Annotated in this window: 25 protein-coding genes; 20 read left to right on the top strand and 5 right to left on the bottom strand. The window is 38.8% G+C overall.

Annotation, left to right across the window (positions count from 1 at the left end; all coding sequences use genetic code 11):
- Positions 1-97: 97 nt before the first annotated feature.
- From M3225_RS14540 to M3225_RS14550, 3 genes are all read left to right on the top strand, one after another.
- Positions 98-265 carry a hypothetical protein gene (locus M3225_RS14540; RefSeq protein WP_013055713.1) on the top strand — a complete coding sequence of 56 codons (168 nt, stop codon included), beginning with the start codon at positions 98-100 and terminating at the stop codon, positions 263-265.
- Positions 266-402: 137 nt separating this feature from the next.
- Positions 403-876 (top strand): hypothetical protein, encoded by a 474-nt coding sequence (locus M3225_RS14545; protein WP_251394874.1) that lies wholly within the window; start codon positions 403-405, stop codon positions 874-876.
- 130 nt (positions 877-1,006) lie between these two features.
- Entirely contained in the window at positions 1,007-1,666 is a 660-nt protein-coding gene (locus M3225_RS14550) for a haloacid dehalogenase type II (RefSeq protein WP_251394875.1), read from the top strand.
- 31 nt (positions 1,667-1,697) lie between these two features.
- Here the strand turns inward: M3225_RS14550 and M3225_RS14555 are convergent, their stop codons facing one another.
- From M3225_RS14555 to M3225_RS14565, 3 genes are all read right to left on the bottom strand, one after another.
- On the bottom strand, positions 1,698-1,880 hold the full coding sequence (locus tag M3225_RS14555; RefSeq protein WP_013055716.1) for a CsbD family protein: 183 nt from the start codon (positions 1,878-1,880) through the stop codon (positions 1,698-1,700).
- A gap of 140 nt (positions 1,881-2,020) precedes the next feature.
- Entirely contained in the window at positions 2,021-2,515 is a 495-nt protein-coding gene (locus M3225_RS14560) for an NUDIX hydrolase (RefSeq protein WP_251394876.1), read from the bottom strand.
- A 91-nt stretch (positions 2,516-2,606) separates the two neighbouring features.
- The gene (locus M3225_RS14565; protein WP_251394877.1) at positions 2,607-4,157 is read right to left on the bottom strand and encodes a glycoside hydrolase family 10 protein; all 1,551 of its coding nucleotides are present in this window, start codon (positions 4,155-4,157) and stop codon (positions 2,607-2,609) included.
- A 215-nt stretch (positions 4,158-4,372) separates the two neighbouring features.
- Here M3225_RS14565 and M3225_RS14570 point away from each other — a divergent pair, with 215 nt between their 5' ends.
- From M3225_RS14570 to rpiA, 16 genes are all read left to right on the top strand, one after another.
- Positions 4,373-5,227 (top strand): MurR/RpiR family transcriptional regulator, encoded by an 855-nt coding sequence (locus M3225_RS14570; RefSeq protein ID WP_251394878.1) that lies wholly within the window; start codon positions 4,373-4,375, stop codon positions 5,225-5,227.
- Positions 5,228-5,241: 14 nt separating this feature from the next.
- Positions 5,242-5,547 carry a PTS sugar transporter subunit IIB gene (locus M3225_RS14575; RefSeq protein ID WP_013055720.1) on the top strand — a complete coding sequence of 102 codons (306 nt, stop codon included), beginning with the start codon at positions 5,242-5,244 and terminating at the stop codon, positions 5,545-5,547.
- An 83-nt stretch (positions 5,548-5,630) separates the two neighbouring features.
- Positions 5,631-6,932: a PTS sugar transporter subunit IIC gene (locus M3225_RS14580; RefSeq protein ID WP_251394879.1), complete on the top strand. Its 1,302-nt coding sequence runs from the start codon at positions 5,631-5,633 to the stop codon at positions 6,930-6,932.
- A gap of 54 nt (positions 6,933-6,986) precedes the next feature.
- Entirely contained in the window at positions 6,987-7,253 is a 267-nt protein-coding gene (locus M3225_RS14585) for a hypothetical protein (protein ID WP_251394880.1), read from the top strand.
- 16 nt (positions 7,254-7,269) lie between these two features.
- The gene (locus M3225_RS14590) at positions 7,270-8,586 is read left to right on the top strand and encodes a 6-phospho-beta-glucosidase (protein WP_251394881.1); all 1,317 of its coding nucleotides are present in this window, start codon (positions 7,270-7,272) and stop codon (positions 8,584-8,586) included.
- A 1-nt stretch (position 8,587) separates the two neighbouring features.
- Complete coding sequence (anmK, locus tag M3225_RS14595) at positions 8,588-9,733, top strand: anhydro-N-acetylmuramic acid kinase AnmK (RefSeq protein WP_251394882.1); 1,146 nt, start codon at positions 8,588-8,590, stop codon at positions 9,731-9,733.
- A 17-nt stretch (positions 9,734-9,750) separates the two neighbouring features.
- The gene (locus M3225_RS14600; protein WP_014461294.1) at positions 9,751-10,086 is read left to right on the top strand and encodes a PTS lactose/cellobiose transporter subunit IIA; all 336 of its coding nucleotides are present in this window, start codon (positions 9,751-9,753) and stop codon (positions 10,084-10,086) included.
- Positions 10,083-11,171, top strand: a complete 1,089-nt coding sequence (locus M3225_RS14605) for a DUF871 domain-containing protein (protein WP_251394883.1) — start codon at positions 10,083-10,085, stop codon at positions 11,169-11,171. The genes M3225_RS14600 and M3225_RS14605 overlap by 4 nt, the downstream gene beginning before the upstream one ends.
- Before the next feature lie 4 nt (positions 11,172-11,175).
- Complete coding sequence (locus tag M3225_RS14610) at positions 11,176-12,069, top strand: BadF/BadG/BcrA/BcrD ATPase family protein (RefSeq protein ID WP_251394884.1); 894 nt, start codon at positions 11,176-11,178, stop codon at positions 12,067-12,069.
- Between the two features lie 35 nt (positions 12,070-12,104).
- On the top strand, positions 12,105-13,019 hold the full coding sequence (murQ, locus tag M3225_RS14615; RefSeq protein ID WP_251394885.1) for an N-acetylmuramic acid 6-phosphate etherase: 915 nt from the start codon (positions 12,105-12,107) through the stop codon (positions 13,017-13,019).
- Between the two features lie 120 nt (positions 13,020-13,139).
- On the top strand, positions 13,140-15,206 hold the full coding sequence (locus tag M3225_RS14620; protein WP_251394886.1) for a BglG family transcription antiterminator: 2,067 nt from the start codon (positions 13,140-13,142) through the stop codon (positions 15,204-15,206).
- A gap of 15 nt (positions 15,207-15,221) precedes the next feature.
- The gene (locus M3225_RS14625) at positions 15,222-15,497 is read left to right on the top strand and encodes a PTS sugar transporter subunit IIB (protein WP_013055730.1); all 276 of its coding nucleotides are present in this window, start codon (positions 15,222-15,224) and stop codon (positions 15,495-15,497) included.
- A 3-nt stretch (positions 15,498-15,500) separates the two neighbouring features.
- Positions 15,501-16,763: a PTS ascorbate transporter subunit IIC gene (locus tag M3225_RS14630; RefSeq protein ID WP_251394887.1), complete on the top strand. Its 1,263-nt coding sequence runs from the start codon at positions 15,501-15,503 to the stop codon at positions 16,761-16,763.
- Between the two features lie 67 nt (positions 16,764-16,830).
- On the top strand, positions 16,831-17,589 hold the full coding sequence (locus M3225_RS14635; protein ID WP_251394889.1) for a carbon-nitrogen hydrolase family protein: 759 nt from the start codon (positions 16,831-16,833) through the stop codon (positions 17,587-17,589).
- Positions 17,590-17,721: 132 nt separating this feature from the next.
- A complete protein-coding gene (locus tag M3225_RS14640) occupies positions 17,722-18,312 on the top strand; it encodes a hypothetical protein (protein ID WP_251394891.1) in 591 nt (196 codons plus the stop codon).
- A gap of 82 nt (positions 18,313-18,394) precedes the next feature.
- Positions 18,395-19,063 carry a ribose-5-phosphate isomerase RpiA gene (gene rpiA / locus M3225_RS14645; protein WP_251394893.1) on the top strand — a complete coding sequence of 223 codons (669 nt, stop codon included), beginning with the start codon at positions 18,395-18,397 and terminating at the stop codon, positions 19,061-19,063.
- Positions 19,064-19,095: 32 nt separating this feature from the next.
- Here the strand turns inward: rpiA and M3225_RS14650 are convergent, their stop codons facing one another.
- Entirely contained in the window at positions 19,096-19,689 is a 594-nt protein-coding gene (locus tag M3225_RS14650) for a YdbC family protein (RefSeq protein WP_013055735.1), read from the bottom strand.
- Positions 19,690-19,825: 136 nt separating this feature from the next.
- Between M3225_RS14650 and M3225_RS14655 the strand changes: the two genes are divergently transcribed.
- Positions 19,826-21,757, top strand: a complete 1,932-nt coding sequence (locus tag M3225_RS14655; protein ID WP_251394895.1) for a hypothetical protein — start codon at positions 19,826-19,828, stop codon at positions 21,755-21,757.
- Between the two features lie 62 nt (positions 21,758-21,819).
- Here the strand turns inward: M3225_RS14655 and M3225_RS14660 are convergent, their stop codons facing one another.
- Positions 21,820-22,881: a L,D-transpeptidase family protein gene (locus tag M3225_RS14660; protein WP_251394897.1), complete on the bottom strand. Its 1,062-nt coding sequence runs from the start codon at positions 22,879-22,881 to the stop codon at positions 21,820-21,822.
- Positions 22,882-23,293: the final 412 nt, after the last annotated feature.

Genomic DNA, 23,293 nt, shown 5'->3' on the forward strand with positions numbered 1-23,293 from the left:
TTTCACACATTCGTCAAGAATTTCAAGCTGTTTTTCTTACATGCATACTTATTAAAAAGTTGTTACACTGAAGAAAAGAAATAGTGGGTGATAAAAGATGGAGCCGCTGTATATTGTTTTATCGATTTTTTTAGCAGCGATGCTATCGTATGATATTGCTAAATTTGTTCGAGGGGACCGGCCAGATTGGAAAGAGGGTCTCGTGACGGGTCTTGTGTTTGTCGGCTTTTTAGCAGCCATGCAAATGGCTTTTCACATTGTATAGCGACGAAAGAAAAAAGTGCTTGATGCACTTTTTTCTTTTTTAAAGATATGCCGGATAAGTTTAGTTCGGCAAGACTAAAAAGCTCGGATATCGAATAAGCTGTTGTATACTGCATTTTTGATAAAGGGGCTTTTTACTTGTATCGAAAAAAAACACTGTTTTTGAAGCGAAGTTTAGGAGTAGCTGTGTTTCTATCTGTTATTGCGCTAGGAATTTGGATGTTTCAATTTACATTCTTTTCTCCGAGTCATCAAGCCAAATCTGCCATAAAAGAATTTTATACGTTAGAACAGGAAGGGAACTTTTCGGAATCATGGAACCTTTTTCATTCATCCATGAAAAAGAAGTGGACAAAAGGTGCGTACATACAAGATCGAGCACATGTATTTCTCAATCATTTTGGGGTAGAAACATTTACGTATTCCATTGAAGACGTTGAAAAAAGAAAGAGCTGGAAGATGGAAAATGATCGTAAGGCGTTTCCTGTTGTTTACGAAATGACCGTTATACAAACGTATAAAGGAAAATACGGAAACTTTGATTTAGTGCAAAAAGTGTATGCTGTTCGTGAAAAAGGAGAATGGAAAGTGGTGTGGGATTATAAACAGTAGGAGAGCCTGCTGTTTTTTTTATCTTCATAAAAAATAAGCATACCTCAGCTGTTAATATGCCTCTTTTTTAACAGAAAAAACGTTATGTTTTTTTACGAGTGGGTAAAATGAAAGAAGGAGGCGAACACAGATGAAATTTAAAACGATTTTATTTGATGCATATGGAACACTGTTTGATGTACATACCGTTATTGAAACGTGTGATAAGCTGTATCCGGAACGAGGAGAAAGTATTAGCCATTTGTGGCGTTTGAAGCAAATTGAATATGCAATGCAATATCAGCTGATGGGACGATACGTTGACTTTTATACATTAACAAATCAATCCCTGAAATATGCAGTAGAAGCGAATGATATTGATCTAACGGAACATGAAGAAAAAATGCTGATGAGTGCTTACATGAAGCTGAATGTCTATGATGAGGTCAAAGAGGTGCTCGCCTATTTAAAAGAAAAAGGATATCGGCTGGCTATTTTTACAAATGGTCCTAAGCGTATGATTGATCCGCTTGTTTCTTATCACAACATGAATCATTTATTTGAAGACGTTATTTCCATAGATGAAATTAAACAGTACAAGCCTACGATGGCAAGCTATCATTATGCAAAAAATAAAATGAACGCAAAAAGGGAAGAAGTGTTGTTTTTGTCATCGAATACATGGGATATTGCAGGTGCTAAAAACTACGGGTTCGCAACGGCTTGGGTCAACCGAAAAGGAAATGTAGCTGAGCATAAAGAATTACAGCCAAACGTAATCATTAAAAGTTTAAACCAGCTTATTAAATAAAAAAAGGAACGAGCATTAAGCTCTTCCTTCTTTATTTATTGCTAAATGTATCTTTTGTTTCGCCTACTGCTTTTTGAGCATTTCCTTTTGTTTTCTCAGCTTTTCCTTCTCGCTGAAGATCGCGGTTATTCGTTGCATTTCCCACTTGATCTTTTACTTCACCTTTAGCTTTTGATACATTTCCTTTAATTTTATCTCCTAAACCTTTACTCATTTTAATCTTCCTTTCTATTAGTGATTAAGTAGTGTTACTTGTCTGTTCCACCATTAGAAAGAAGTTAAACATACTTTCTGCTTTTGACTTAAACGGAAGCTAAGCGTACGATACTCAGAAGTAATGTTTAGGCAATATCATTATTGTTCGGAGGTTTTAAGTTCCCAATCATCATAAATCTGAGATTCATAAGGCCATGATAATAAGCTTAAAGATTCCACTGCTTTTAGAACAAGAGGCGAGGCATTATCGATGTTGAGATCTTGCGGTGCAATCCATAATGCTTCCAACGAATCTTGTCCTTCAAACTGTACGGGGTGGGAAACAAGCTCACCGCCGGAAATGTCTACGTAATAAAAAACGGCAATGTGATGCACGTGGGTAAATTCTTTCCACTTACAGGGATACTGAAAATCTGTTGTACCCGCTTGGGAAACAATGTTAATCTCAAAGCCTGTTTCTTCACTAAACTCTCTTTTCATCGCATTTGTTAATGTTTCACCGTGTTCTAGCTGTCCGCCCGGCAAATCAAAGCGATGAATATACGGGCCTCTATTTTTTCGAATAACAAGCAGCTTGTCATCTCGCATACAAATTCCATATACGCCAAAGGCGCGATCATAGTTTGGTTCCATCTTTTTTTCACTACTTTCTATAACAGAATGGCTTGATAAAAGCATTGTTGGATTTCTTTATCCTACCATACATTTTGCTATAGAAACTTTTTTAATGAGATGCTTTTACAGTAAACGTACGCGAAGCAGCACTTTCGTTATGCAAACGGTCAACAGAGGTTACAACATATGTGTACGTTTGATTTTTTAGTGCATTTTGATCTACAAACAATTGTTTTTCTCCTGTTTTTCGAACGGTCGTCAGCAAGTTTTCTGCGTTGTTAATATCGCCTCTTTTATTGCCTTGGAAGCGATAAATGGCATAATATGCGGAATCATTCTGCTGGTGATCTCGAATTTCAAATGCCGCTTCTTTTGTATGAGGTCCCACGTTTTTTAATTTTGGTGCTTTTGGTGCCGTATCATCAAGCCAAGGCATTGACGGAATAAGAGCAGGATGCTTATAAATATCGTTTTGCAGCTTGTCTTTTATTCCTAGTGGGTTTCGGTTCAAATCTTTCAGGCTAAAATGCATGCTCCCGTGTACTTCTGGAAATTGGTGGTTAAGAGCAATTTGCCTTGGATACTCATCAGGATCAGACCAAGCTTCCACCGCGTTGTTATTAATTTTGTAAGCAGCTTGTCCAATATAAAGGTGAACTGGCTTTCCGCGAACTTCATCTCTCCACCAGTTGAGCAGCGTATTGTAAGCAGCGGGTTCAAATCCAATATTCCAATAAATTTGCGGAGTGATGTAATCAATGTACCCATTTTGAATCCACGTACGCGTATCTGCATACAAATCATCGTAGTTTGTTTGTCCAGCAGTAGTCTCAGAGCCAGTTGGATCATTGGCGATGTTTCGCCATACGCCGAACGGACTGATACCAAACTTTACGTATGATTTTGTCTTTTTAATAGACGTGTTTAAATCTCGAACAAGCTGATTAACATTGTCTCGTCGCCAGTCTTCAATATTTGAGAACGTTTGAGCACCGTAGGTTTGATACGTTTTTTGATCTGGGAACGTTTGATCTGCAATTTTGTAAGGGTAAAAATAGTCGTCCATATGAACAGCATCAATATCATAGTTTCTTACGACTTCTAACACTTCTTCAATAATAAAGTTTTTTACTTCTGGAATACCTGGGTTGTAGTAGAGTTGTTTTCCGTAGGAGACGACCCAATCAGGATGTTGTTTGGCAGGATGATTATCGGCTAGTTTGTTTAAATCAGTATGATTCATTGTAATGCGGTAAGGGTTAAACCATGCGTGGAATTCTAAGTTGCGCTTGTGTGCTTCGTCCACCATAAAGGCCAGAGGATCATAGCCGGGATCTTTTCCTTGTGTACCCGTTAAATATTCTGACCAAGGGCCATATTTCGACGGATAAAAGGAATCAGCAGTGGGTTTAATTTGAACGACAACAGCATTCATCCCCATCTTTTTTACTTCATCTAGCAAATAGGTAAACTCTTTTTTCTGCTGCTCAACCGGAAGCCCAGGCTGAGAAGGCCAGTCAATATTGTATACGCTTGCAATCCAAGCCGCTCGAAGCTCCCGCTTTTGATACGTAGTAGGTACGTCTGCTTTAGCAGGTAACGCGCTCGAACAAAACAGCAGCAAAAACAAGATGCTTCCTATCCATTTTTTAATATGCATGTTCGTTCCTCCTTCTCTTTTGGTTGAGATAAAATTTCTTTCATAATATAGCATGTGGTCGTTATATTCACAATAGATTTTAATAAAATATTCTGAAAAATAAAATAAAGTTTTAAAAATATCAGAAAAATATTGAAATTAAACTTCAGAAAAAATATAATAATGGTAATTTAAAGAATATTTTAGAAATACGTTACTTAATAATGGAGGAATTCATGCGCCAATTTTCCGTACTTACTTTAATCGATGCACAAATGAATCATTACAGTCCTGCTGAAGGAAGAGTAGCTGATTACGTATTAGAGAATCCCACGACCACGTTGAACTTAACGACCAAGCAGCTAGCTAAGCAGTGTCAGTGCAGCGAAGCTACGATTATTCGCTTTTGTCAGCGTGTAGGGATCAATAGTTTTAAAGAATTAAAGATTGAATTAGCAAAAGATGCTCATAAGGTAAATGCCGAGCAGCTGCCGAATCTTCCAGTCAATTTTGAAGACGAGACCGATGCCGTGCTTGAAAAAGTCATGAGCAAAAGTATGAGCGCACTTATGAATACAAGTCGATTAGTGAGCTCTTCTGCAATTGATGCAGCCGCGGAAGCTATTCATGGAGCGAAACGAGTGTTTTTATACGGAGCAGGAGGATCATCTGTGGTTGCACTAGATGCTCAGTATAAACTGCTTCGAATTGATATTTCGGCGCTGTTTTCATTAGATAGTCATGTTCAAATGGTGATGGCTACGAATATGACAAAAGATGATGTGCTGTTTGTGGTATCCACTTCTGGTCAAACAAAAGAAGTGGTGGAGCTGATGCAAATAGCCAAAGATAAAGGAGCAGCCGTTATTTTACTAACGCAGCACGGGTCATCGCCAGCTTCTAGATTAGCTGATATTCTGCTGACTATTTCAGTAGAAGAGCAGCATATTCGAATTGGAACGATGAGCGCTCGTATTGCTCAGTTAGCCATTGTAGATGCGATGTTTATACGGTTATGTATTCAAAAAGGCAATCAAGTGTTTGAACGCATAATCGATACACATAATGTAATTCAAAAAATAAAGAGGTAGGGGGAAACGAGAAAATGAAGGTATTGTTTGTATGTTCTGGAGGAATGTCAAGTGCAATTGTGGTAAAAGCATTAAAAACGGAAGCACAAAAGCATGGAACGGATATGGAAGTGCTGGCAATTGGGACAAATGAAGTGGCAGAGGAAATTCAAAAGGGCTGGGACGTTGTAATGGTTGCACCGCAGATTCGTCACCGGTTTAACGCAGTGAAAGCGGAAGCAGATAAAGCTTCTGTTCCGTGCGGGCCCATTCCGCCGCAGGCTTATACACCGCTTGGAGGTCCGACGCTTTTTAAAACGGTTCAACAGCTCGTTAGCTGAGGAAAGCAGGTGTATTCCTGCTTTTTAAACATATAAGGGGTTTTAGTATACACAAGGGGAGAATATAGAGGGGGGAAGGGTATATGAGCAAATTTGTGTCGTTTTTAGAGAACAATTTATCGGGACCTATGGCCAGGTTATCAGAACAGCGGCATCTTCAAGCCATTCGCGATGGTGTTATTTCCGCTTTGCCGTTTATCATTATCGGAAGTTTTTTCTTGATTCTAGCATTTCCGCCTGTGCCGCAAGATAGTACAATTGCGAAATGGGCAGCTGATAACAGCGCCAACATTTTAATACCGTATCGAGTAACGATGTTTATTATGTCTTTATATATAGCCTTTGGGATAGGATACAACTTGTCTAAAAGCTATAATCTCGATCCGCTATCAGGAGCGCAAATTGCAGTAGCTGCACTACTTCTTACGCTGACTCCAAAGCTGGTTGAAGAAGAAGGGTTTATGCTTCCGATGACAAACCTTGGAGGTCACGGTTTATTTGTAACGATGATTGTGTCAATTTTATCGGTCGAGATTCTCAGGTTTTGTAAAGCAAAAAATGTCACCATTAAAATGCCGGAGCAAGTGCCTCCTTCTGTATCAAGGTCTTTTGAAGCGCTAATTCCAGTTGCAATTGTTGTTGTACTTATGACGATTATTACCATTGTTTTAGGTATCGATCTTCATCATTTAGTCGATAAACTAGTTGCTCCGCTTGTGGAGGCTGGAGATAGTTTAGCAGGAGTGTTAATACCGGTTTTCTTAATTACGTTTTTCTGGTCATTCGGAATCCACGGCGTCTCTGTTGTTGGTACAGTGGCACGGCCTGTATGGGAAGTTTATTTAGCGAAAAATGCCGAAGCGGTAGCAGACGGAGCTTCAACGCTTCCGTATATTGCACCTGAAACTTTCTTTCAGTGGTTTGTTTGGATCGGAGGATCTGGAGCGACGTTAGGCCTTGCTTTAGCGATGCTGTTTTTCTCAAAATCTAAATATTCGAAAGCGCTTTCTAGGACATCTTTTATTCCAGCGGTTTTTAATATTAATGAACCAATCATTTTTGGTTTGCCAATTGTCTTAAATCCTATTTTGATTATTCCTTTTATCATCATCCCGATTATTACAACGATCATTTCATATGCAGCAACGGCGGCAGGTCTTATTACTCCAACATACGTAATGGTTCCTTGGACGCTTCCGGCGCCAATTGGAGCTTATCTATCGACAGGAGGAGACTGGCGGGCGGTTGTACTGGTCGTTATTAATATTGCTATTTCTGTTGTGGTTTATCTTCCGTTCTTTAAAATGTATGACCGAAAGATGGTCGAAATGGAAAAAAGCGATGAAGCAACGATCACATCATCAGATGAAACAGTTCAAATGTAAAGAAAGAGAAGCCAACTTGTTTGGCTTCTATCCTTTTAATAGGAGTGAGGATCAATGTTTGTTCGGTTTCGATATAAAACCGTGTTTTTATTTCTGTTAACCATGATTCTTTGTAACGTTATTTTTACACCTTTGCTGCAGTATGCTGGTTTGTCAGCGCAGCATAGTTTATTTGCCATTACAAGTCTATCAGCAGCGCTGCTTACAACATTTATTTCCATTCGGCTTTCAACCGCAGCTTTATCTAAAACCGCCGTCTGTATACGCTTTGTTTTGCTTGGAGCAGGGTGCACAGCCATTACATATTTAGCCGTTTTTTAACAAGGAGGGGCAAGGAATGAAAGTAGTGACAATAGGAGGAGGATCAAGCTATACACCGGAATTGGTCGAAGGTTTTATTAAACGATATAATGAGCTTCCAATTCGAGAGCTATGGCTTGTAGATGTTGAAGAAGGAAAAGAGAAACTTGAAATTGTAGGGGCACTTGCGAGAAGAATGGTCAAAAAAGCAGGTGTTGATATGAAAATCTATTTAACGCTTGATCGAAAAAAAGCGTTGATGAATGCCGATTTTGTAACGACACAGCTTAGAGTAGGTCAGATTGATGCGCGTATTTATGACGAACGTATTCCACTTAAGTACGGAATGATTGGTCAAGAGACAAACGGGGTAGGAGGATTATTTAAAGGTTTGCGAACGATTCCGGTTTTGTTGAAAATTGCCGAGGAAATACACGAAGTTTGTCCAAACGCCTGGCTTATTAATTTTACAAACCCTGCAGGTATGGTAACTGAGGCGCTGCTTCGTTACGGAAAGCATTCTAAAGTGATAGGAGTCTGTAACCTGCCTGTACATATGACAAACTCCATCGCTAGCTTGCTTCAAATAGAAAAAGAAGCGGTTCATATTGAATTTGCAGGGTTAAATCACTTGGTATATGGACTGCATGTGTATGCAAAAGGAGAGGAAGTAACACAAGAAGTAATTCGGCGTTTAAGTGATCCAAAGTCCCAAGTAACAATGAGAAACATAGCTCCTATTCCGTGGCAACCGGATTTTTTGGAAGCTCTTGGAGTAATTTTATGTCCTTATCATCGCTACTACTACAAAACAAAAGAAATATTAGCAGAAGAGCTTCTGGCCTTTCAATCAGGTACCACGCGCGCTGAAGTGGTTAAAACACTAGAAGCCGAGCTTTTTGAACTCTACAAAAATCCAAATCTAGAAATTAAGCCTCCACAGCTAGAAAAAAGAGGAGGTGCTTATTACAGCGATGCCGCATGTAATTTGATTTCATCCATTTGTAACGATAAAGGGGATATTCAAACATTAAATGTAAGCAACAATGGCGCTATTTCCTCACTCCCAAACGAATCTGCAGTTGAAGTAAACTGTGTGGTAACAAAACAAGGACCAGTACCACTTGCTGTCGGTGAACTTCCTGTAGAAGTGAATGGACTTGTGCAGCAAATTAAATCGTTTGAACGAGTAGGGGCAGAAGCAGCGGTTACAGGATCTTACGAAAAAGCGCTTGTTGCGCTGACCATTAATCCGCTTGTTCCAAGTGACGAACTGGCTAAATCGGTCTTAGATGAACTGCTTCAAGCTCACCGCAAGTATTTACCCGCTTTTTTTAAGGAAGTGAACGCGTAGTATGTATGCTGTTGGACTTATGTCAGGAACGTCACTCGACGGAATTGATGCAGCTCTTGTTCAGATTGAAGGAAGCGGCTATGAAAGTAAAGTTAAGCTTCTTCATTTCATTACCATGCCGTTTTCACCGCAGTTAAAAAAGGAAATTGAACAGGCACTTTCTTTCGAACATTCAAATGTGCAGCTGATTTGCAGCTTAAATTTTAAACTTGGCTATGCATTTGCAGATGCAGTGAAAAGAGTGTGCCAAGAAGCCGGCTTTTCTCTTGAACAAATAGATGTCATTGGATCGCATGGGCAAACCATTTACCATCAGCCTTATACTTCGGGAAATACAGCAATGTCTACGCTGCAAATTGGAGAGTCAGCTGTTATTGCCTATGAAACAAAAACGAAGGTAGTGGCAAACTTCAGAGTGATGGACATGGCAGCGGGCGGGCAAGGAGCTCCGTTAGTTCCTCACACCGAACGGATTTTGTACAGCCACGATGATCATACAAGGTTGCTTCAAAACATTGGAGGTATTGGAAATGTAACGTTGATTCCGCCAAAACACTCTAGTATACCCGTAGTAGCTTTTGATACGGGGCCGGGAAATATGATGATAGATGAAGCGTGTCAACAGCTTTTTAATGTTTCATTTGATGAAAATGGGCGTTTAGCAGCTGGAGGAAATATTATTTCAGAGCTTTTAGAAGACTGTATGAATCATGATTATATGAATCTTTCTCCGCCTAAATCCACGGGAAGAGAGCTGTTCGGTACACAGTACACAAGGAGACTGCTAGAGAAATATAGCAAGCATAAAAAAGAAGATCTGCTAGCTACGATTACCATGTTCACGGCATCATCCATTGTGCATCACTATGAAACATTTATTTTTCCTGCCTATTCTATTGACGAAGTCATTATTGGAGGAGGCGGAAGTTATAACAATACGCTGGTGAATATGATTAAAGCGCGGCTTGGGAAGCGCTGCCGTGTGTATACACAAGAAGAGATAGGGATGTCTTCAGAAGCAAAAGAAGCCGTAGCTTTTGCAGTGCTGGCAAATGAAACACTTTCAGGTTATCCAAGCAATGTACCAAGTGCAACCGGCGCCTTGGCTTCCGTAATATTAGGAAACATTACGCCTGTACCATTATGAAAAAGGGGATGGAAGAAATGACAGAAGCAGCAAATATGGAAAATGAAATTTTTGAACTTATTGCATACGGAGGAAATGCTAGGTCACTGGCATACGAAGCGTTAGAAGCAGCTGAAGATTATGATTTTAATAAAGCTGACGAACTTTTAAAGCAGTCGCAAGAAGAGCTCAGTCATGCTCATAAAACGCAAACTACGCTTATTCAACGTGAATTGAACGGAAAAACAATTGAAAAGTCGCTGCTTTTAATTCACGCGCAAGATCATTTGATGACGGCTATTTCAGAGCAAAAATTAATTGAACATATGATTAAGCTTATTAAAAAATTTAAAAAAGAAGGCGAAAATCAATGAAAAAGCTAGGTATTGCGATTTACCCGGAACATTCGACTGTCGAAAAAGATAAAGCGTATATAGCACTTGCGCATCAATACGGATTTACACGCATTTTTACGTGCTTGCTTTCTGTTGAAGGCGATCAGAAAAAAGTAATGACAAATTTTAAAGAAATCATTGAGTTTGCCAATGAGTTAGAGATGGAAGTAGTAGTTGATATCGCCCCTCGCGTATTTGGAGCGCTTGGCATTTCTTATGATGACTTATCTTTTTTTCACGAATTAGGAGCTTATGCTATTCGTCTGGATTTAGGCTATACGGGAAATGAAGAGTCCATTATGACATTTAATCCATACGGCTTAAAAATTGAAATTAATATGAGCAATGCAACGAAGTATGTGGATAATATTTTAAGTTACCGACCGAACCAAAAGCAGCTGCTCGGGTCGCATAACTTCTATCCTCATCGATATGCGGGATTGTCGTATGATCACTTTATTAAGTGTTCAGCATTGTTTAAAGAACATAACCTTGAAACGGCTGCTTTTATTAATTCACCAAGCGCTACTTTTGGACCGTGGCCTGTTACTGAAGGGCTTTGTACGCTTGAGATGCATCGTACGCTTCCGATTGATGTGCAGGCTAAGCATCTTTTTAAAACGGGATTAATTGATTGTGCAATCATTGCGAATGCTTATGCATCGGAAGAAGAAATGAAGGCGCTGCGTGATGTTGTTCAGCAAGAGCGTTTTACCTTTAATGTGACGCTGTGTGATACGATTACCGAGCTTGAGAAAAAAATTGTGCTAGAAGAGTTTCATTTTTACCGCGGAGACGTATCCGATTATTTAATTCGCTCTACGCAAAGCCGAGTGAAATATAAAAAAGAAGAATTCAAGCCTACGCATACTCCTCCAATTCGAAGAGGCGATATTTTAATAGAAAATGAACGTTACGGCCAGTACAAAGGAGAGCTGCAAATTGCGCTGTTAGACATGGAAAACTCAGGGAAAACTAACGTAGTAGGGCGCATTGCAGAAGAAGAAATTTTCTTATTAAATGAACTGCAGCCATGGGACAAATTTGCTTTTTGTGAGCGGTGATGAAATGAACTATATTATTGGTATCGACGGTGGCGGAACAAAAACAGAAGCCGTTGCTTACAGCTTAGACGGCCAAGAGCTCGCTGCTTCAAAAAGCGGTTATGGAAATCTGCTCATTAATTACAATACGGCTATTACTCATATTGATGAATGTATTATGGCGTGTAAAACCGCGCTTGCAGGTCATACATGTAAAGGGATTTCACTAGGACTCGCTGGTAGTAAAGCGTTATCTAAAGGAGAAATAAAACAGTATTTTTATGATCGTTATCAAGTAGAAATAGGTTTATATGAGGACGCAATGATTGCGCATGAAGCACTTTTACATGGAAAAGAGGGCATTTTAACAATTGCAGGAACCGGAGCCGTCAGCATTGGGAAAAAAGATGGCGTGTACGAATACGGAGGAGGGTGGGGGCACCTTCTTGGAGATGAAGGAAGCGGATATTGGATTGGTCTTCGAGCACTTATTTTGCTGACGAAAGAGCATGATCAAAGCCGTCCGTACAGCAGCCTTAGTCAGACAATCTTGCAACATTTAAATGCAGATACCATACACGATATCAAAAAGTTTGTCTATTCATCTCCTAAATCAGAAGTTGCTTCACTCACTCCACTTGTTGTAAATCAAGCGAGAAATCATAAACAAGAAGCAAGTGAAATTCTTCACCAAGCTGGAAAGAACCTTGCAAACATGACCCTTCATTTATATACAAAACAGCAGTTTGAAGGGGACTGCTTGTTAGCGTGCAAAGGCAGCATTTTAACGGAAGTTCCAGAAGTGTTTAATGTTTATAAGAAAGAATGTGAAAAAGAAATAAAGCATATACAGTGGGCAACACAGAGAGTATCATCTGCTAAAGGAGCTTATCAGCTGTTCATGAACGAGTATAAATAGAGAAAAAACGATGGTGGAAAAGGCAGGGGATCACAGTGAACTTAAATCATATCTTAACAGAAAAACGCAATCCGAAAACCTTAAACATTGATGAATTATCAAGCCTGGAAATTGTGAAAAAAATTAATGAAGAAGATTATCAAGTGCCTCATGCAATCAATAATGTGCTACCTGTTATTGCTTTGTTGGTAGATGAAATTGTCAGCGCTTTTAAACAAGGCGGTCGTCTTATTTATATCGGAGCAGGTACAAGCGGACGTCTAGGTGTGTTGGATGCATCTGAATGCGTACCAACATTCGGTACACCTGCCGAACAAGTAATTGGTATCATAGCCGGGGGAGACAAAGCGCTTCGGCATGCGTTAGAAGGAGCAGAAGATAATAAGAAACAAGCGATAGAAGATTTGAAAGCGATTAATTTATCAAATAAAGATATTCTTGTAGGGATAGCTGCAAGTGGAAGAACTCCTTATACATTATCAGCGCTTGTGTATGCAAACAGCCTGGGGACAGTAACCGGCTGCGTTGTAAATTCTCCTCAATCAGCTATGGAACAAGAAGCAAAGTATGCAATAGTAGCAGAATCAGGGCCGGAAGTTGTAACAGGTTCAACAAGAATGAAAGCTGGAACTGCTCAAAAACTTGTTCTTAATATGCTGACGACCGCTTCTATGATTCAAATTGGTAAAGTCTACAGCAATCTAATGGTAGATGTACAGCCGACTAATGATAAACTCGTACAGCGTGCTAAAAATATTATTGCAGAACTAACAGGTGTCTCACCAGAAGAGGCAGCGGAAAGTTTGCAGATATACAAAACGCCAAAAGCCGCCATTCTTGCGCTTCTTACTTCTATAGAAGGTGATGACGTGCATCGGCTGCTTGATAAACATGACGGACATTTAAAAAAAGCGATTGGAGAAGCAAAGAAACAGCAGACTAAAGATTAATTCGAAAAAGAAGTGCATCCAGCACTTCTTTTTTTGTTGAGTACATTTTTTGCACAATGTATGTGGGTGAATTCGGTCTAATCATTTTGCAAGACACGTAGTATAGTAGAAGCATAAAGCATGGTAAGTATTTCAATTTGTGCACGAATTGGACTGAAGGTGATTCATGTGTTAGACAAACGCAGTACGGCCGTATTGCAAGTTTTACTTCAAGCTGCAACATTTATACCAGTACAAGAGTTAATGAAACAGTTTCAAGTGTCAAGACGTACCATCTATTACGATATTGAGAAAATTAACGATTGGCTGTGTCAGCAAGAATTAGAGTTTGTTCAGTACACATATGGAAAAGGTTTTTTTCTAAACGATAAAGCAAAGGACCAAGTTGCTAAACAATTTTCTCATGTTATGCCATCTGCCTATTTATCAGTTGAGGACCGGCAAATATACGTTGCTTTGATGTGTATACTTCGAGGCGGGAAAATCGGAACTCAGCAGCTAATGGAAGAAACAGAAGTTAGCCGCAATACTGTGCTACAAGATATTAAAGACTTAAAAAACAAGTGGGCAAAAAAAGATATATCTTTGATATACAGTTATAAAGATGGGTACGAAGCACAGGGATCTGAAAGTGACATTCGAAATTTGCTTTATATACACATCACGGAATTAATAAGTCAACACCAAGAAGAGTTGCTGAAAAGAGTCATGAAAGCAGATTACGAATATTCAATAATTTATAACTGGCTTGTTGAGTGTGAAGATAAACTGGGGATGGCGTTTACAGACAAGATGCTGACGCAATTAGCCTATATGCTCACATGCTGTATTCAGCGCGTTCAAAGCAAGCGCTATGTAGACTCCTTGATTACTAGAAAAGACGAATTAGAAAAAACCAGGCAATATAAAGCGCTGCAAGAAATTGAAAGCGTTTTAGGATTTGATCTTCCACCACAAGAAAAGCATTATCTTGCCACTGTTTTACTAAGTGCAAAAGTAAATGTAGTAAATCAAGCAGATAGTGATGATTGGATGAGAAGCATTGTAAAAGAAATGGTATCACGGTTTCAAGCATATGCTTGTGTAGTATTTGAAGATCGAAATCGCCTTGAACAAAATTTATATATTCATTTGAAGACGGCTTATTACAGGCTTCTCTATAATATTCACCTCCCTAATCCTATGCTTTCGGCTATTCAAACAAAATATCAGGATATAGTGGAACTGACAAAAAAAGCGTTGCTTCCTTTGGAAAACAGCCTTCAAACACGTATTAATGAAGACGAAATTTCTTATTTTGCTCTTCATTTTGGAGGATGGATGAAAAAACAAGCGGGAAGACAAAAACAAAAGCGTATTGTTATTGTTTGTGCCAATGGAATTGGAACGTCTCGTATGCTTCAGTATCAGCTTGAACAACTGTTAACAGACGCTGAATTGATAGGGCCGATGACAGTAAGAGATTATGAACAATTTAAGGAAAGCTATGATTTAGTTATTACAACTACGCCGTTAAAAAAGCGAATGAATGTGATGCTTGTGAATCCTATTTTAACAGATGATGAAAAGCAGAGATTAATCGATTTAGTTGAACCAGCTTCCTCTCAGCTAACTACTCAAGCCATCATGGGTATTATCAAGCAGCATGCAAATATACAAGATGAAAAAGCTCTGTTAGCTAATTTAAAACTCGTTATACAGCAATCTAAAAAAATGGTAAGAGAGGATAGAAAGCCAATGTTGCATGAAGTATTGCAAGAGCCATTCTTGCAGCTTACAGATTCAGCAGATGATTGGAAAGCAGCTGTTAGGCTGGCTGCCAAGCCTTTGCTGAACTACGAATATATTGAACCTTCTTATGTAGAAGCAATGATTAAAAGTGTAGAACAGTTAGGCCCTTATATTGTTATTGCGCCAAAAGTCGCGCTTCCTCACGCAAGGCCAGAAGAAGGTGTAAATCGTGTGGGTATGAGCATGCTTCGCTTAAAGGAGCCCGTCTATTTTTCTACTGAAAAACAGCACGGAGCGCAGCTGATTATTGTACTTGCTGCTACTGATAATGAAACCCACTTAAAAGCACTGTCTCAGCTTTCGATGATGCTATCTGAAAACGATAATATTGACAAGCTTATTGCTATGAAAACAAAACAAGAAATGCTTGCGTTAATTGAAGCTTACTCAAATTAAAAGGAGAGATGAAAAATGAAAAAGATTTTAGTTGTATGCGGAAACGGTTTAGGAAGCAGTTTTATTGTGGAAATGAACGTAAAGAAAATTTTAGTAGAACTTGGTGTCGAAGCACAGGTATCTCATACGGATTTAACAACTAGTAAAACGGAGCAGGCAGATATCTATTTAGGATCTGCAGATATTGTGAATCAATTGGATGATGGCACTCGAACGGTCGTGGCACTGCAAAACATTTTAAATCAAGCGGAAATTAAAGGAGCACTGCAAAAATACTTCGTGGAGGCGTAAGCCATGTTTGATTTAATTATGAAAGATATATTAGGAACACCTGCTATTCTAGTAGGATTATTTGCACTAATCGGTTTGTTGCTTCAAAAGAAAAAAAGTGCGGATATTGTATCGGGCACTTTAAAAACTATTATGGGTTTTCTTATATTAGGAGCAGGAGCTAACATATTAATTGCTTCACTTGAAGCGTTTGGGAAAATGTTTAATAAAGCGTTCGCCGTTGAAGGCATCATTCCTAATAATGAAGCAATTGTAGCTGTAGCTCAACAAACATTTGGTACAGAAACAGCGATGATTATGCTCTTAGGTATGATTGTAAATATCATTATCGCGCGTATCACGAAATTTAAGTATATCTTTTTAACTGGGCATCATACCATGTTTATGGCTTGTTTGATTGCAGCTATCTTATCTACAGGCGGGTTAACAGGAGCACCTCTGGTTTTTATCGGCGCGCTATTATTAGGTATTTTAATGGTTTTATTTCCTGCACTCCTTCAGCCTTATGTGCGTGAAATTACAGGGTCAAACGATATTGCCGTTGGACATTTTGGTTCCCTAGGCTATTTAGTAGCAGGGTTTATCGGCAAGCGAGTAGGGAATCGTGAAAAAACAACAGAAGAAATTAAAGTTCCTCAATCCTTAGGGTTTCTTCGGGATACGTCCGTTTCTGTCTCGCTCACCATGACCGTTTTATTTATTGTTGTTGCACTTTTTGCTGGCCCTGCATTTATTGAAACAAAATTAAGCGGTGGTCAAAATTTTATTGTATACTCGCTAATTCAAGCCATCACGTTTGCAGCAGGGGTATATGTCGTGCTGGCCGGTGTTCGTATGCTTTTAGCAGAAATTGTACCAGCATTTAAAGGAATTGCTGACAAAGCGGTACCAAATGCCATTCCAGCACTAGATTGTCCAACTGTGTTTCCTTTTGCTCCTAATGCAGTAGTCATCGGATTCTTTTCAAGCTTTATCGCAGGCCTTATTTCAATGTTCTTTTTGCCTTTATTTGGGCTAAGTATTATCGTGCCAGGTCTCGTTCCGCACTTTTTCACCGGGGCCGCTGCGGGAGTGTTTGGAAATGCGACGGGGGGAAGAAGAGGAGCGGTGGTCGGATCATTCGCCAATGGAATCTTAATTAGTTTTTTACCGGCTATTTTACTGCCTGTTCTCGCGTCGTTAGGTTTTAAAGGCACAACATTTGGAGATTCGGACTTTAGTGCGGTAGGTATTCTTCTCAGCATGCTAATTAAATTATTTACGTAAAGATAAAAAACTCATGTTACGCTAGTAGCATGAGTTTTTTATGATATTGGAAGTGGAGGAGTAATGAATGAAAATTGGGTTAGCGCAAGTGAGATTTCCAAAGTCAGCCGCAGACGGTGTAAAAACAGTAGAAAAATGTATGAAACAAGCAGCAGAAGATGGATGTAACCTTGTATGTTTTCCAGAATCAATTGTGCCGGGACTTAGAGGAGTAGGATTTGAAGTTGAGACATACAATCACGAATTTCAAAAAAATACTCTTTATAAAATGAGGTTGCTTGCCAAACAGTTAAAGCTCAACGTGATTTTACCGATGGAATGGCGCGACGAACTTGGCATGCATTTAACTGCTTTTGTGATTGATGAAAATGGAGAAGAACTAGGGTATCAAACTAAAAATCAAATTGATCCGGAAGAAGATCAATTTGGGTATAAACCTGGAGATGGTCGCCGGTTGTTTGAAATAAATGGAGTGAAATTTGGTATTGTCATTTGCCATGAGGGATGGCGCTATCCTGAAACTGTCCGATGGGCTGCTGTAAGAGGAGCAAGCATTGTATTTCATCCACAGTTTACTGGTGAAGTACCAGATCCAGCTTTTTATGATTATGCAATGGTTGCAAGAAGTACGGAGAATGGTATTTACTTTGCAAGCGTGAACTATGCCTTACAAAACCAAAAAAGCACGACTTCTCTTCTTTCTCCAAAAGGTGAATATTTGATAAAAGCGGAAGCTGAAAAGCAGGAACTAATAACATATACGATACAGCCGGGCAAAGCTAATCGGTTATTAGCTCAGCGCCTGTTATCAAATTTACTATTGTAAAAAAGTTTATTTTTTCTAGTTAAATTAGCATGTGCGTTCTGATAATCCTTTGGTTATTTCTCCTTATGACGATATAAACGCGGATATGGTAATATCGAAAGTTAAAGGGGTATTAAAAGGTGTGTGGAAACAATGGATCGAAAAAAAGCCGCATCAGTAGCTGGAGCATTGGTCATTGCCGTAGGAATTTGGCTGTTTCAAAGCGGGAAATTTAAAAGTGAAGCGCAGGCAGATAAGTTTACCAGTACATTTTTGGTCGATCATGAACAAACAGACAATGGATTTGAATTATTTACTTCGGATACCAATCAATATATGACGTGGTTTCCGCTTCAGTATGTTATTCATAAATCTTCTTATAAAAGTAGCGAAGATGAAAGTGAAGTATGGACAGCGTCAACGAAGGAAAATGATTCATACAATGCTGGGAAAATAACGGCTTTATTTTCTAAGAAAAAAAGCAAAGAAGCTCAAAACAAAATGGATGCGTTTCAGCCTGATTACATGTTAAAAGGTAAAAATGCAACAATTTATGTGAAAAAACAAACAAGAGATGGAAAGTATAGCATTTATCATGCTTATGTGAATGATGATTATTCAAATAGGTATATTTACTATACGTTTGAACTAAAAAGCAATGAACAGACAAACAGTACAAAACAGCAGTATTGGGTAGAAAAAATTCTTCTAAATACACAGTTTCAAAAAAACTCAGCTGAATAGTCAGCTGAGTTTTTTTGTAAGGATTCATAATGCTTTTGCTTTTTTATGTAAACGGGTACAATATGAGTAAGGAGGCCTTTGTATGATTGAAAAACAAGCAGTTGGTGAAAAAGCAGCACAATTTGTTGAAGATGGAATGATTGTAGGGCTAGGGACAGGTTCAACAGCTTATTATACAATTGTAAAACTAGGTGAACGAGTAAAAAATGGACTAAACATCAAAGCGGTTCCTACTTCTCAAAAAACAGAAGAGCTGGCAAGGAAACTAGGTATTCCCATTGTTACCTTAGCGGATGTTGAATATATTGATATAGCAATTGACGGAGCGGATGAAGTGGATAGCGACCTTTCTTTAATTAAAGGAGGAGGAGGCGCGCTGCTTCGTGAAAAAATGATTGCGTACGCAGCGAATCGGTTTATCGTGATTGCGGATTCTAAGAAAATAGTGAAGACACTAGGAGCTTTTCCTCTTCCTGTTGAAGTTATACGTTTTGGCTGGGAAATGACGGCGAAGCATATTCGCAGTGCAGGTTGTGTACCGCAGCTTAGGCTTTTAGATGATCATACGCCGTTTATCACCGATAACGGAAATTACATTCTAGACTGCCATTTTTCAGAAATTGAAAATCCTGCTGAGTTGGAAAAACGGCTTACAATGATCCCAGGCGTAGTGGAAAGCGGCTTGTTTGTAGGAATGACGAAGGAAGTCATTACCGTACAAAATCAAGACGTTCATATCATAAAAAAATAGAAGCTTTGGCGTCTGGCCTAGGCTTCTATTTTTTAATTGGAAAGAACGTTCCAATTTTTCTCTAATTGATATATGTATTGAGACGCATTCAGTACATTTGGATGAACGAAGGTGTCGATCGTTTTTTGCGGACAAGCAGATCCATATAATGAAAAAATGACAAGCTTGCTATGCTCGATCGGTGATACAACGTGAGATAAACAGCGATAAGAAGGATTTATCAAGCTTTTTACCATCTCATGGATATCTTCTTTGTCGTAAAAATCCACTTCAATTTCCGTCTTTACTAAATAGCGACTTTCAATGGCGCTGCTTCTATAATAATTGTATCGTGCTCCTATGAAGTAGGACGGATCTGATGTTGAAACGTCCAAATTCGTATATGTTTGATCCTGCTTGCTTTTATAAAAAATAGAATCATGAGTATGCTTCATGAATTCTTGATAAGTTGTTCCATCTTCCCACAGAGCTAAAATACAAGCATCTGTTTCATCTTCCACGTTCCAACCCCCTAATTGGCCAATGAAACCATTCACGTGTGCAAGAGCAGCCCAATGCTGTTGCGTATATGAAAAAGATGCTTTTTTATCAGTCGGTATGCTGCATTTCACAATTTTTGTCAACATTCTCCCATCACCTCAATTAATTACTTCGATAAATGAAAGAAAAATCCTTCTGAAAAGAGGAAAATGATAGACATATCCCCCTTTTAAAAGCCATACATTTCAAATAGGACAATGTTAGGGAAAGAAGGGGAAATGAATGAAAGTTTTTCGTGCAAAAGCCTGTCAATCTCCTATGCGAAAAGGCTGGTCGATTATGTTTCAGCATCCGTTTAAAAAAGATGAAAGAGGAAGGTCACACCCGTTTGTTAAACGGTTTATGCATACAGAGCAACACGATGAAATTGACATTCTGGTTGAAGAGATGAATGAGCTACTGAGAGTGCAGGATTTTTGGACAAGTACTGCAAAAGGAAGAGCAAAAGCAAGATATGATGAACGAGTAGTGAATGCTTTTTATAACGATATTGAAAAAAGAACGAACGAACAAAATGACAGCGAGTACGAGTACGTTCATGTAATCGGAGAACAAGGAAGCGGCAAAACATCCTTAATCCGCCAGCTTCTTGGTATAAAAAAAGAATGTAGCTTTTTAGGAATAGGCAGTAAAGGCGCTTATTCTGTTACGTATAAGGTAAAGGAATCTCAAGATTATGAAGCTGCTGTCTCTTTTTTTACGCGAAGTGAAGTGCAAAGAAAAGTAGAGAATATCCTACTAAGAAGCGCTGAAGTGTATGCCGAAGGAGGCACGGATTATGACTTGGTTTTTGAGTTATTACACGGAGATTTCTCTTTTAATCTGCGCGCTCTTTTAGGAGATATCCCATACAAAGCCCGTTATTTTAATGATGATGTTCCCTTAAGAATGAGCGATGAAAATAGTTCATTCAAACAATTTATAGATGCGATTAAACGAGAAAGTGAAATAGTAAAAGACGCGGTTGACCAAGAAGGCAGAGACTTTGCAGAGATATGGCACAAGCGGTTTGAATGTAGAAAGATCACCGAGCAAATGCTTCTGGAAATTGAATCACGGTTGAAAGAATACAAGGAAGGAACATGGGAAGTAGGAGAAGACGACTGGCCGATATCCTGCCGTCTCACAGCAGAAGAGCTGTCTTCCTTTGATTTGCTAACAAATGAAGAGGAAGAACATAATGGAACCCTTATTTATCCGTTGTTTCGTAGAATTGAAGTTTCCGGCCCTTTTTCTTTTAAAAAAGGTATAGCGATTTGTGAGCATCCATATGTTGAATATACTAGTACAATCCACGATTCTTTAAAAAAAGCAGCTTCTGTTTTATATGTGCATCATGCGCTCAAAGAATTAAATATTCAATTTCTTCAACAGCTTATCGTACATGGTCACGGTGCTAAAGTAAACGTTTGTGTTACACACGGAGATTTGCTTACCTCTCCAAGCTGCCGTACGGATTATGCCAAAAAACATGCCATGGCTAAAATGATAGATTGTGCGCTTAAAAGTGTTTCACCGCTCATGAAAAAACAGCTTCACTACTATTTAACAGTAGGGAATACTTCTATTTTCAAACATGTACACGAGGAATCCCAAGAGAGTCCTCTTCTGTATAAAGACTTAAGGGCAGCTTTAGTATCAGAAACAAGAAAAAAGCAGCAAGAACTGCATCCTATTTATTTAAACCTAACTGTCTCCCAGGCTTTTTATGAAGCGATGGAATCGTTGAACATTCCTTATATGGATAGAGAAACTTGTTTGAACATTGCCTTAGGAAAACATGAAGGACCGGTACCAGTCATTGCGTCCGCTTTTATTTCATCTGTGTACGAGCATTTTTTAAGTCAGCCCTCTGGATGGTCGAGTACCTATCATTCCGTCACGGAACGACAGCAGGTTATTCAAGAATTAGCGGGTGAATTCGCAAGCGTTGTTTATTCATATTTCAAAGAACAGCTACTTGAACATTCCCGGAATGACTGGCAGGCTCTTTATAAAGAAAAAGAAGACGATCAATCCTACAAATATAGCAGGCTGATAGAAAGTGTGATTCCCGCCAAAAATGATATTTATCAGCAGCAAGTTCTTATGAGAACCGTTTATCAATTAATTAAGTATGTCGTAGAAAAGAAAGACGGCGTAATGGTTCATTAAGGAGAGTCAATGGACAAAAAGAGGTTTATCAATAAAAAAATAGAGCCTGATTTCAGGCTCTATTAGCGTTTAGAAATAGCAGTTAAAGTATTAGGTCCGGCAATGCCGTCAACTGCTAGCTTATTGTCTTTTTGAAAATTACGTACAGCTGTTTCTGTATTGGCACCGAAGATACCGTCTGTACCTTTTGTATTATAGCCAAGCGCTGTTAATTTCTTTTGAAGGGCTTGAACATTGCTGCCTTTGCTTCCTTTTTTAAGCGTTTGTTTTGTGTTGATCGTTGTATCTGCTGGTGGATTTGTTGGCTTTGGATTTGTCGGATTTGTTGGTGTCGGGTTCGGATTCGTTCCTGAACTTCCTAAAGCTTTATATGTTGATGGACCAACAATGCCGTCAGCCGTTAAGCCGTGGTCTTTTTGGAACTTACGAACAGCTGAATCTGTATTGGCACCGAAAATACCGTCAGTCCCTTGTGTATTATAGCCAAGTGAAGTTAGTTTCTGTTGAAGTTCTTTAACTGCATTTCCTTTACTGCCTTTCTTTAAAACAGTTCCTGTAGAAGGAGCTGGAGTAGAACCTGAGTTTCCAGAAACGTTGTACCCGTTTGCTGCTGCAATTTCATTAAATGATTTAGAAGAAGCTGTAATCACAACCGGTGTACCGACGGTCACTTTACTAAATAACCATTCCACTTCTTCATCGTACATACGAACGCATCCGCTGCTTACATATTTGCCAATGGAAGCAGGATTATTATTTCCATGAATAGCATACGTCGTGCCGTATGTACCTCTAGCATTTAGACCTAACCAGCGATTACCAAGGGGGTTTCTAGGATCTCCACCAGGAATGTTCCCTGAGTAATAAGGGCGATTGACAATTTTATTCACTACTTTAAAATGGCCCTCTGGTGTAAGAGACTGAGTACGTCCTGTTGCTACTGAAAACGTTCGGACAAGTGAACCATTTTGATAATAAGCGAGCTTATTCGTCGCTTTGTTAATGACAATTAAATGAGAGGGTGTTGAAGCAGCTTCTGTTCTTGGAACACCTACAAACAAGCAGGCCAGAGCTAAAATAGCCGCTATGAGTACGATTGTTGTTCTTGAGATTCTATTTGTCATGTGCTGCGCCTCCTTAGGCTGCATTAATGAAAAACGTATGACGCTTTGTGCTGTTGTATAAATTCTTCACTAATAAAATAAAAGACGAATAGCTGCATCTTCTATACCTGTATGTATGCGTGTAATAAGAAAATCATTAAGTAGAAAGACTTTACTAGCGAGAATTTATAATAATAAGAATAAAAAGATTTTTCTTGATATTTTGCATAACTTTACGAATATAAGTTTCCTAATCTGGCAGATTTACATTTATATAAGCACCACATCCTTTCCAGATCTTCATTTTTGTGTAAAGAAATGAAAGCGTTACAAATGCTTTTTTTGTAATCATATTGTAACATGTTTGTATTTTTTGTACCATAAAAGACATAAAATAGTATAAAAATACTTTATAAGGGTTTTATGTACAAAA

It is taken from the genome of Priestia aryabhattai, assembly GCF_023715685.1.
Taxonomy (GTDB): domain Bacteria; phylum Bacillota; class Bacilli; order Bacillales; family Bacillaceae_H; genus Priestia; species Priestia aryabhattai_B.

Excerpts from the sequence above, each read along its gene's own strand:
- M3225_RS14540 (WP_013055713.1), top strand. The coding sequence starts at position 98 with ATGGAGCCGCTGTATATTGTTTTATCGATTTTTTTAGCAGCGATGCTA.
- M3225_RS14550 (WP_251394875.1), top strand. The coding sequence starts at position 1,007 with ATGAAATTTAAAACGATTTTATTTGATGCATATGGAACACTGTTTGAT.
- M3225_RS14555 (WP_013055716.1), bottom strand. The coding sequence starts at position 1,880 with ATGAGTAAAGGTTTAGGAGATAAAATTAAAGGAAATGTATCAAAAGCT.
- M3225_RS14560 (WP_251394876.1), bottom strand. The coding sequence starts at position 2,515 with ATGGAACCAAACTATGATCGCGCCTTTGGCGTATATGGAATTTGTATG.
- M3225_RS14565 (WP_251394877.1), bottom strand. The coding sequence starts at position 4,157 with ATGCATATTAAAAAATGGATAGGAAGCATCTTGTTTTTGCTGCTGTTT.
- M3225_RS14570 (WP_251394878.1), top strand. The coding sequence starts at position 4,373 with ATGCGCCAATTTTCCGTACTTACTTTAATCGATGCACAAATGAATCAT.
- M3225_RS14575 (WP_013055720.1), top strand. The coding sequence starts at position 5,242 with ATGAAGGTATTGTTTGTATGTTCTGGAGGAATGTCAAGTGCAATTGTG.
- M3225_RS14580 (WP_251394879.1), top strand. The coding sequence starts at position 5,631 with ATGAGCAAATTTGTGTCGTTTTTAGAGAACAATTTATCGGGACCTATG.
- M3225_RS14585 (WP_251394880.1), top strand. The coding sequence starts at position 6,987 with ATGTTTGTTCGGTTTCGATATAAAACCGTGTTTTTATTTCTGTTAACC.
- M3225_RS14590 (WP_251394881.1), top strand. The coding sequence starts at position 7,270 with ATGAAAGTAGTGACAATAGGAGGAGGATCAAGCTATACACCGGAATTG.
- anmK (WP_251394882.1), top strand. The coding sequence starts at position 8,588 with ATGTATGCTGTTGGACTTATGTCAGGAACGTCACTCGACGGAATTGAT.
- M3225_RS14600 (WP_014461294.1), top strand. The coding sequence starts at position 9,751 with ATGACAGAAGCAGCAAATATGGAAAATGAAATTTTTGAACTTATTGCA.
- M3225_RS14605 (WP_251394883.1), top strand. The coding sequence starts at position 10,083 with ATGAAAAAGCTAGGTATTGCGATTTACCCGGAACATTCGACTGTCGAA.
- M3225_RS14610 (WP_251394884.1), top strand. The coding sequence starts at position 11,176 with ATGAACTATATTATTGGTATCGACGGTGGCGGAACAAAAACAGAAGCC.
- M3225_RS14620 (WP_251394886.1), top strand. The coding sequence starts at position 13,140 with ATGGTAAGTATTTCAATTTGTGCACGAATTGGACTGAAGGTGATTCAT.
- M3225_RS14625 (WP_013055730.1), top strand. The coding sequence starts at position 15,222 with ATGAAAAAGATTTTAGTTGTATGCGGAAACGGTTTAGGAAGCAGTTTT.
- M3225_RS14630 (WP_251394887.1), top strand. The coding sequence starts at position 15,501 with ATGTTTGATTTAATTATGAAAGATATATTAGGAACACCTGCTATTCTA.
- M3225_RS14635 (WP_251394889.1), top strand. The coding sequence starts at position 16,831 with ATGAAAATTGGGTTAGCGCAAGTGAGATTTCCAAAGTCAGCCGCAGAC.
- M3225_RS14640 (WP_251394891.1), top strand. The coding sequence starts at position 17,722 with ATGGATCGAAAAAAAGCCGCATCAGTAGCTGGAGCATTGGTCATTGCC.
- rpiA (WP_251394893.1), top strand. The coding sequence starts at position 18,395 with ATGATTGAAAAACAAGCAGTTGGTGAAAAAGCAGCACAATTTGTTGAA.
- M3225_RS14650 (WP_013055735.1), bottom strand. The coding sequence starts at position 19,689 with ATGTTGACAAAAATTGTGAAATGCAGCATACCGACTGATAAAAAAGCA.
- M3225_RS14655 (WP_251394895.1), top strand. The coding sequence starts at position 19,826 with ATGAAAGTTTTTCGTGCAAAAGCCTGTCAATCTCCTATGCGAAAAGGC.
- M3225_RS14660 (WP_251394897.1), bottom strand. The coding sequence starts at position 22,881 with ATGACAAATAGAATCTCAAGAACAACAATCGTACTCATAGCGGCTATT.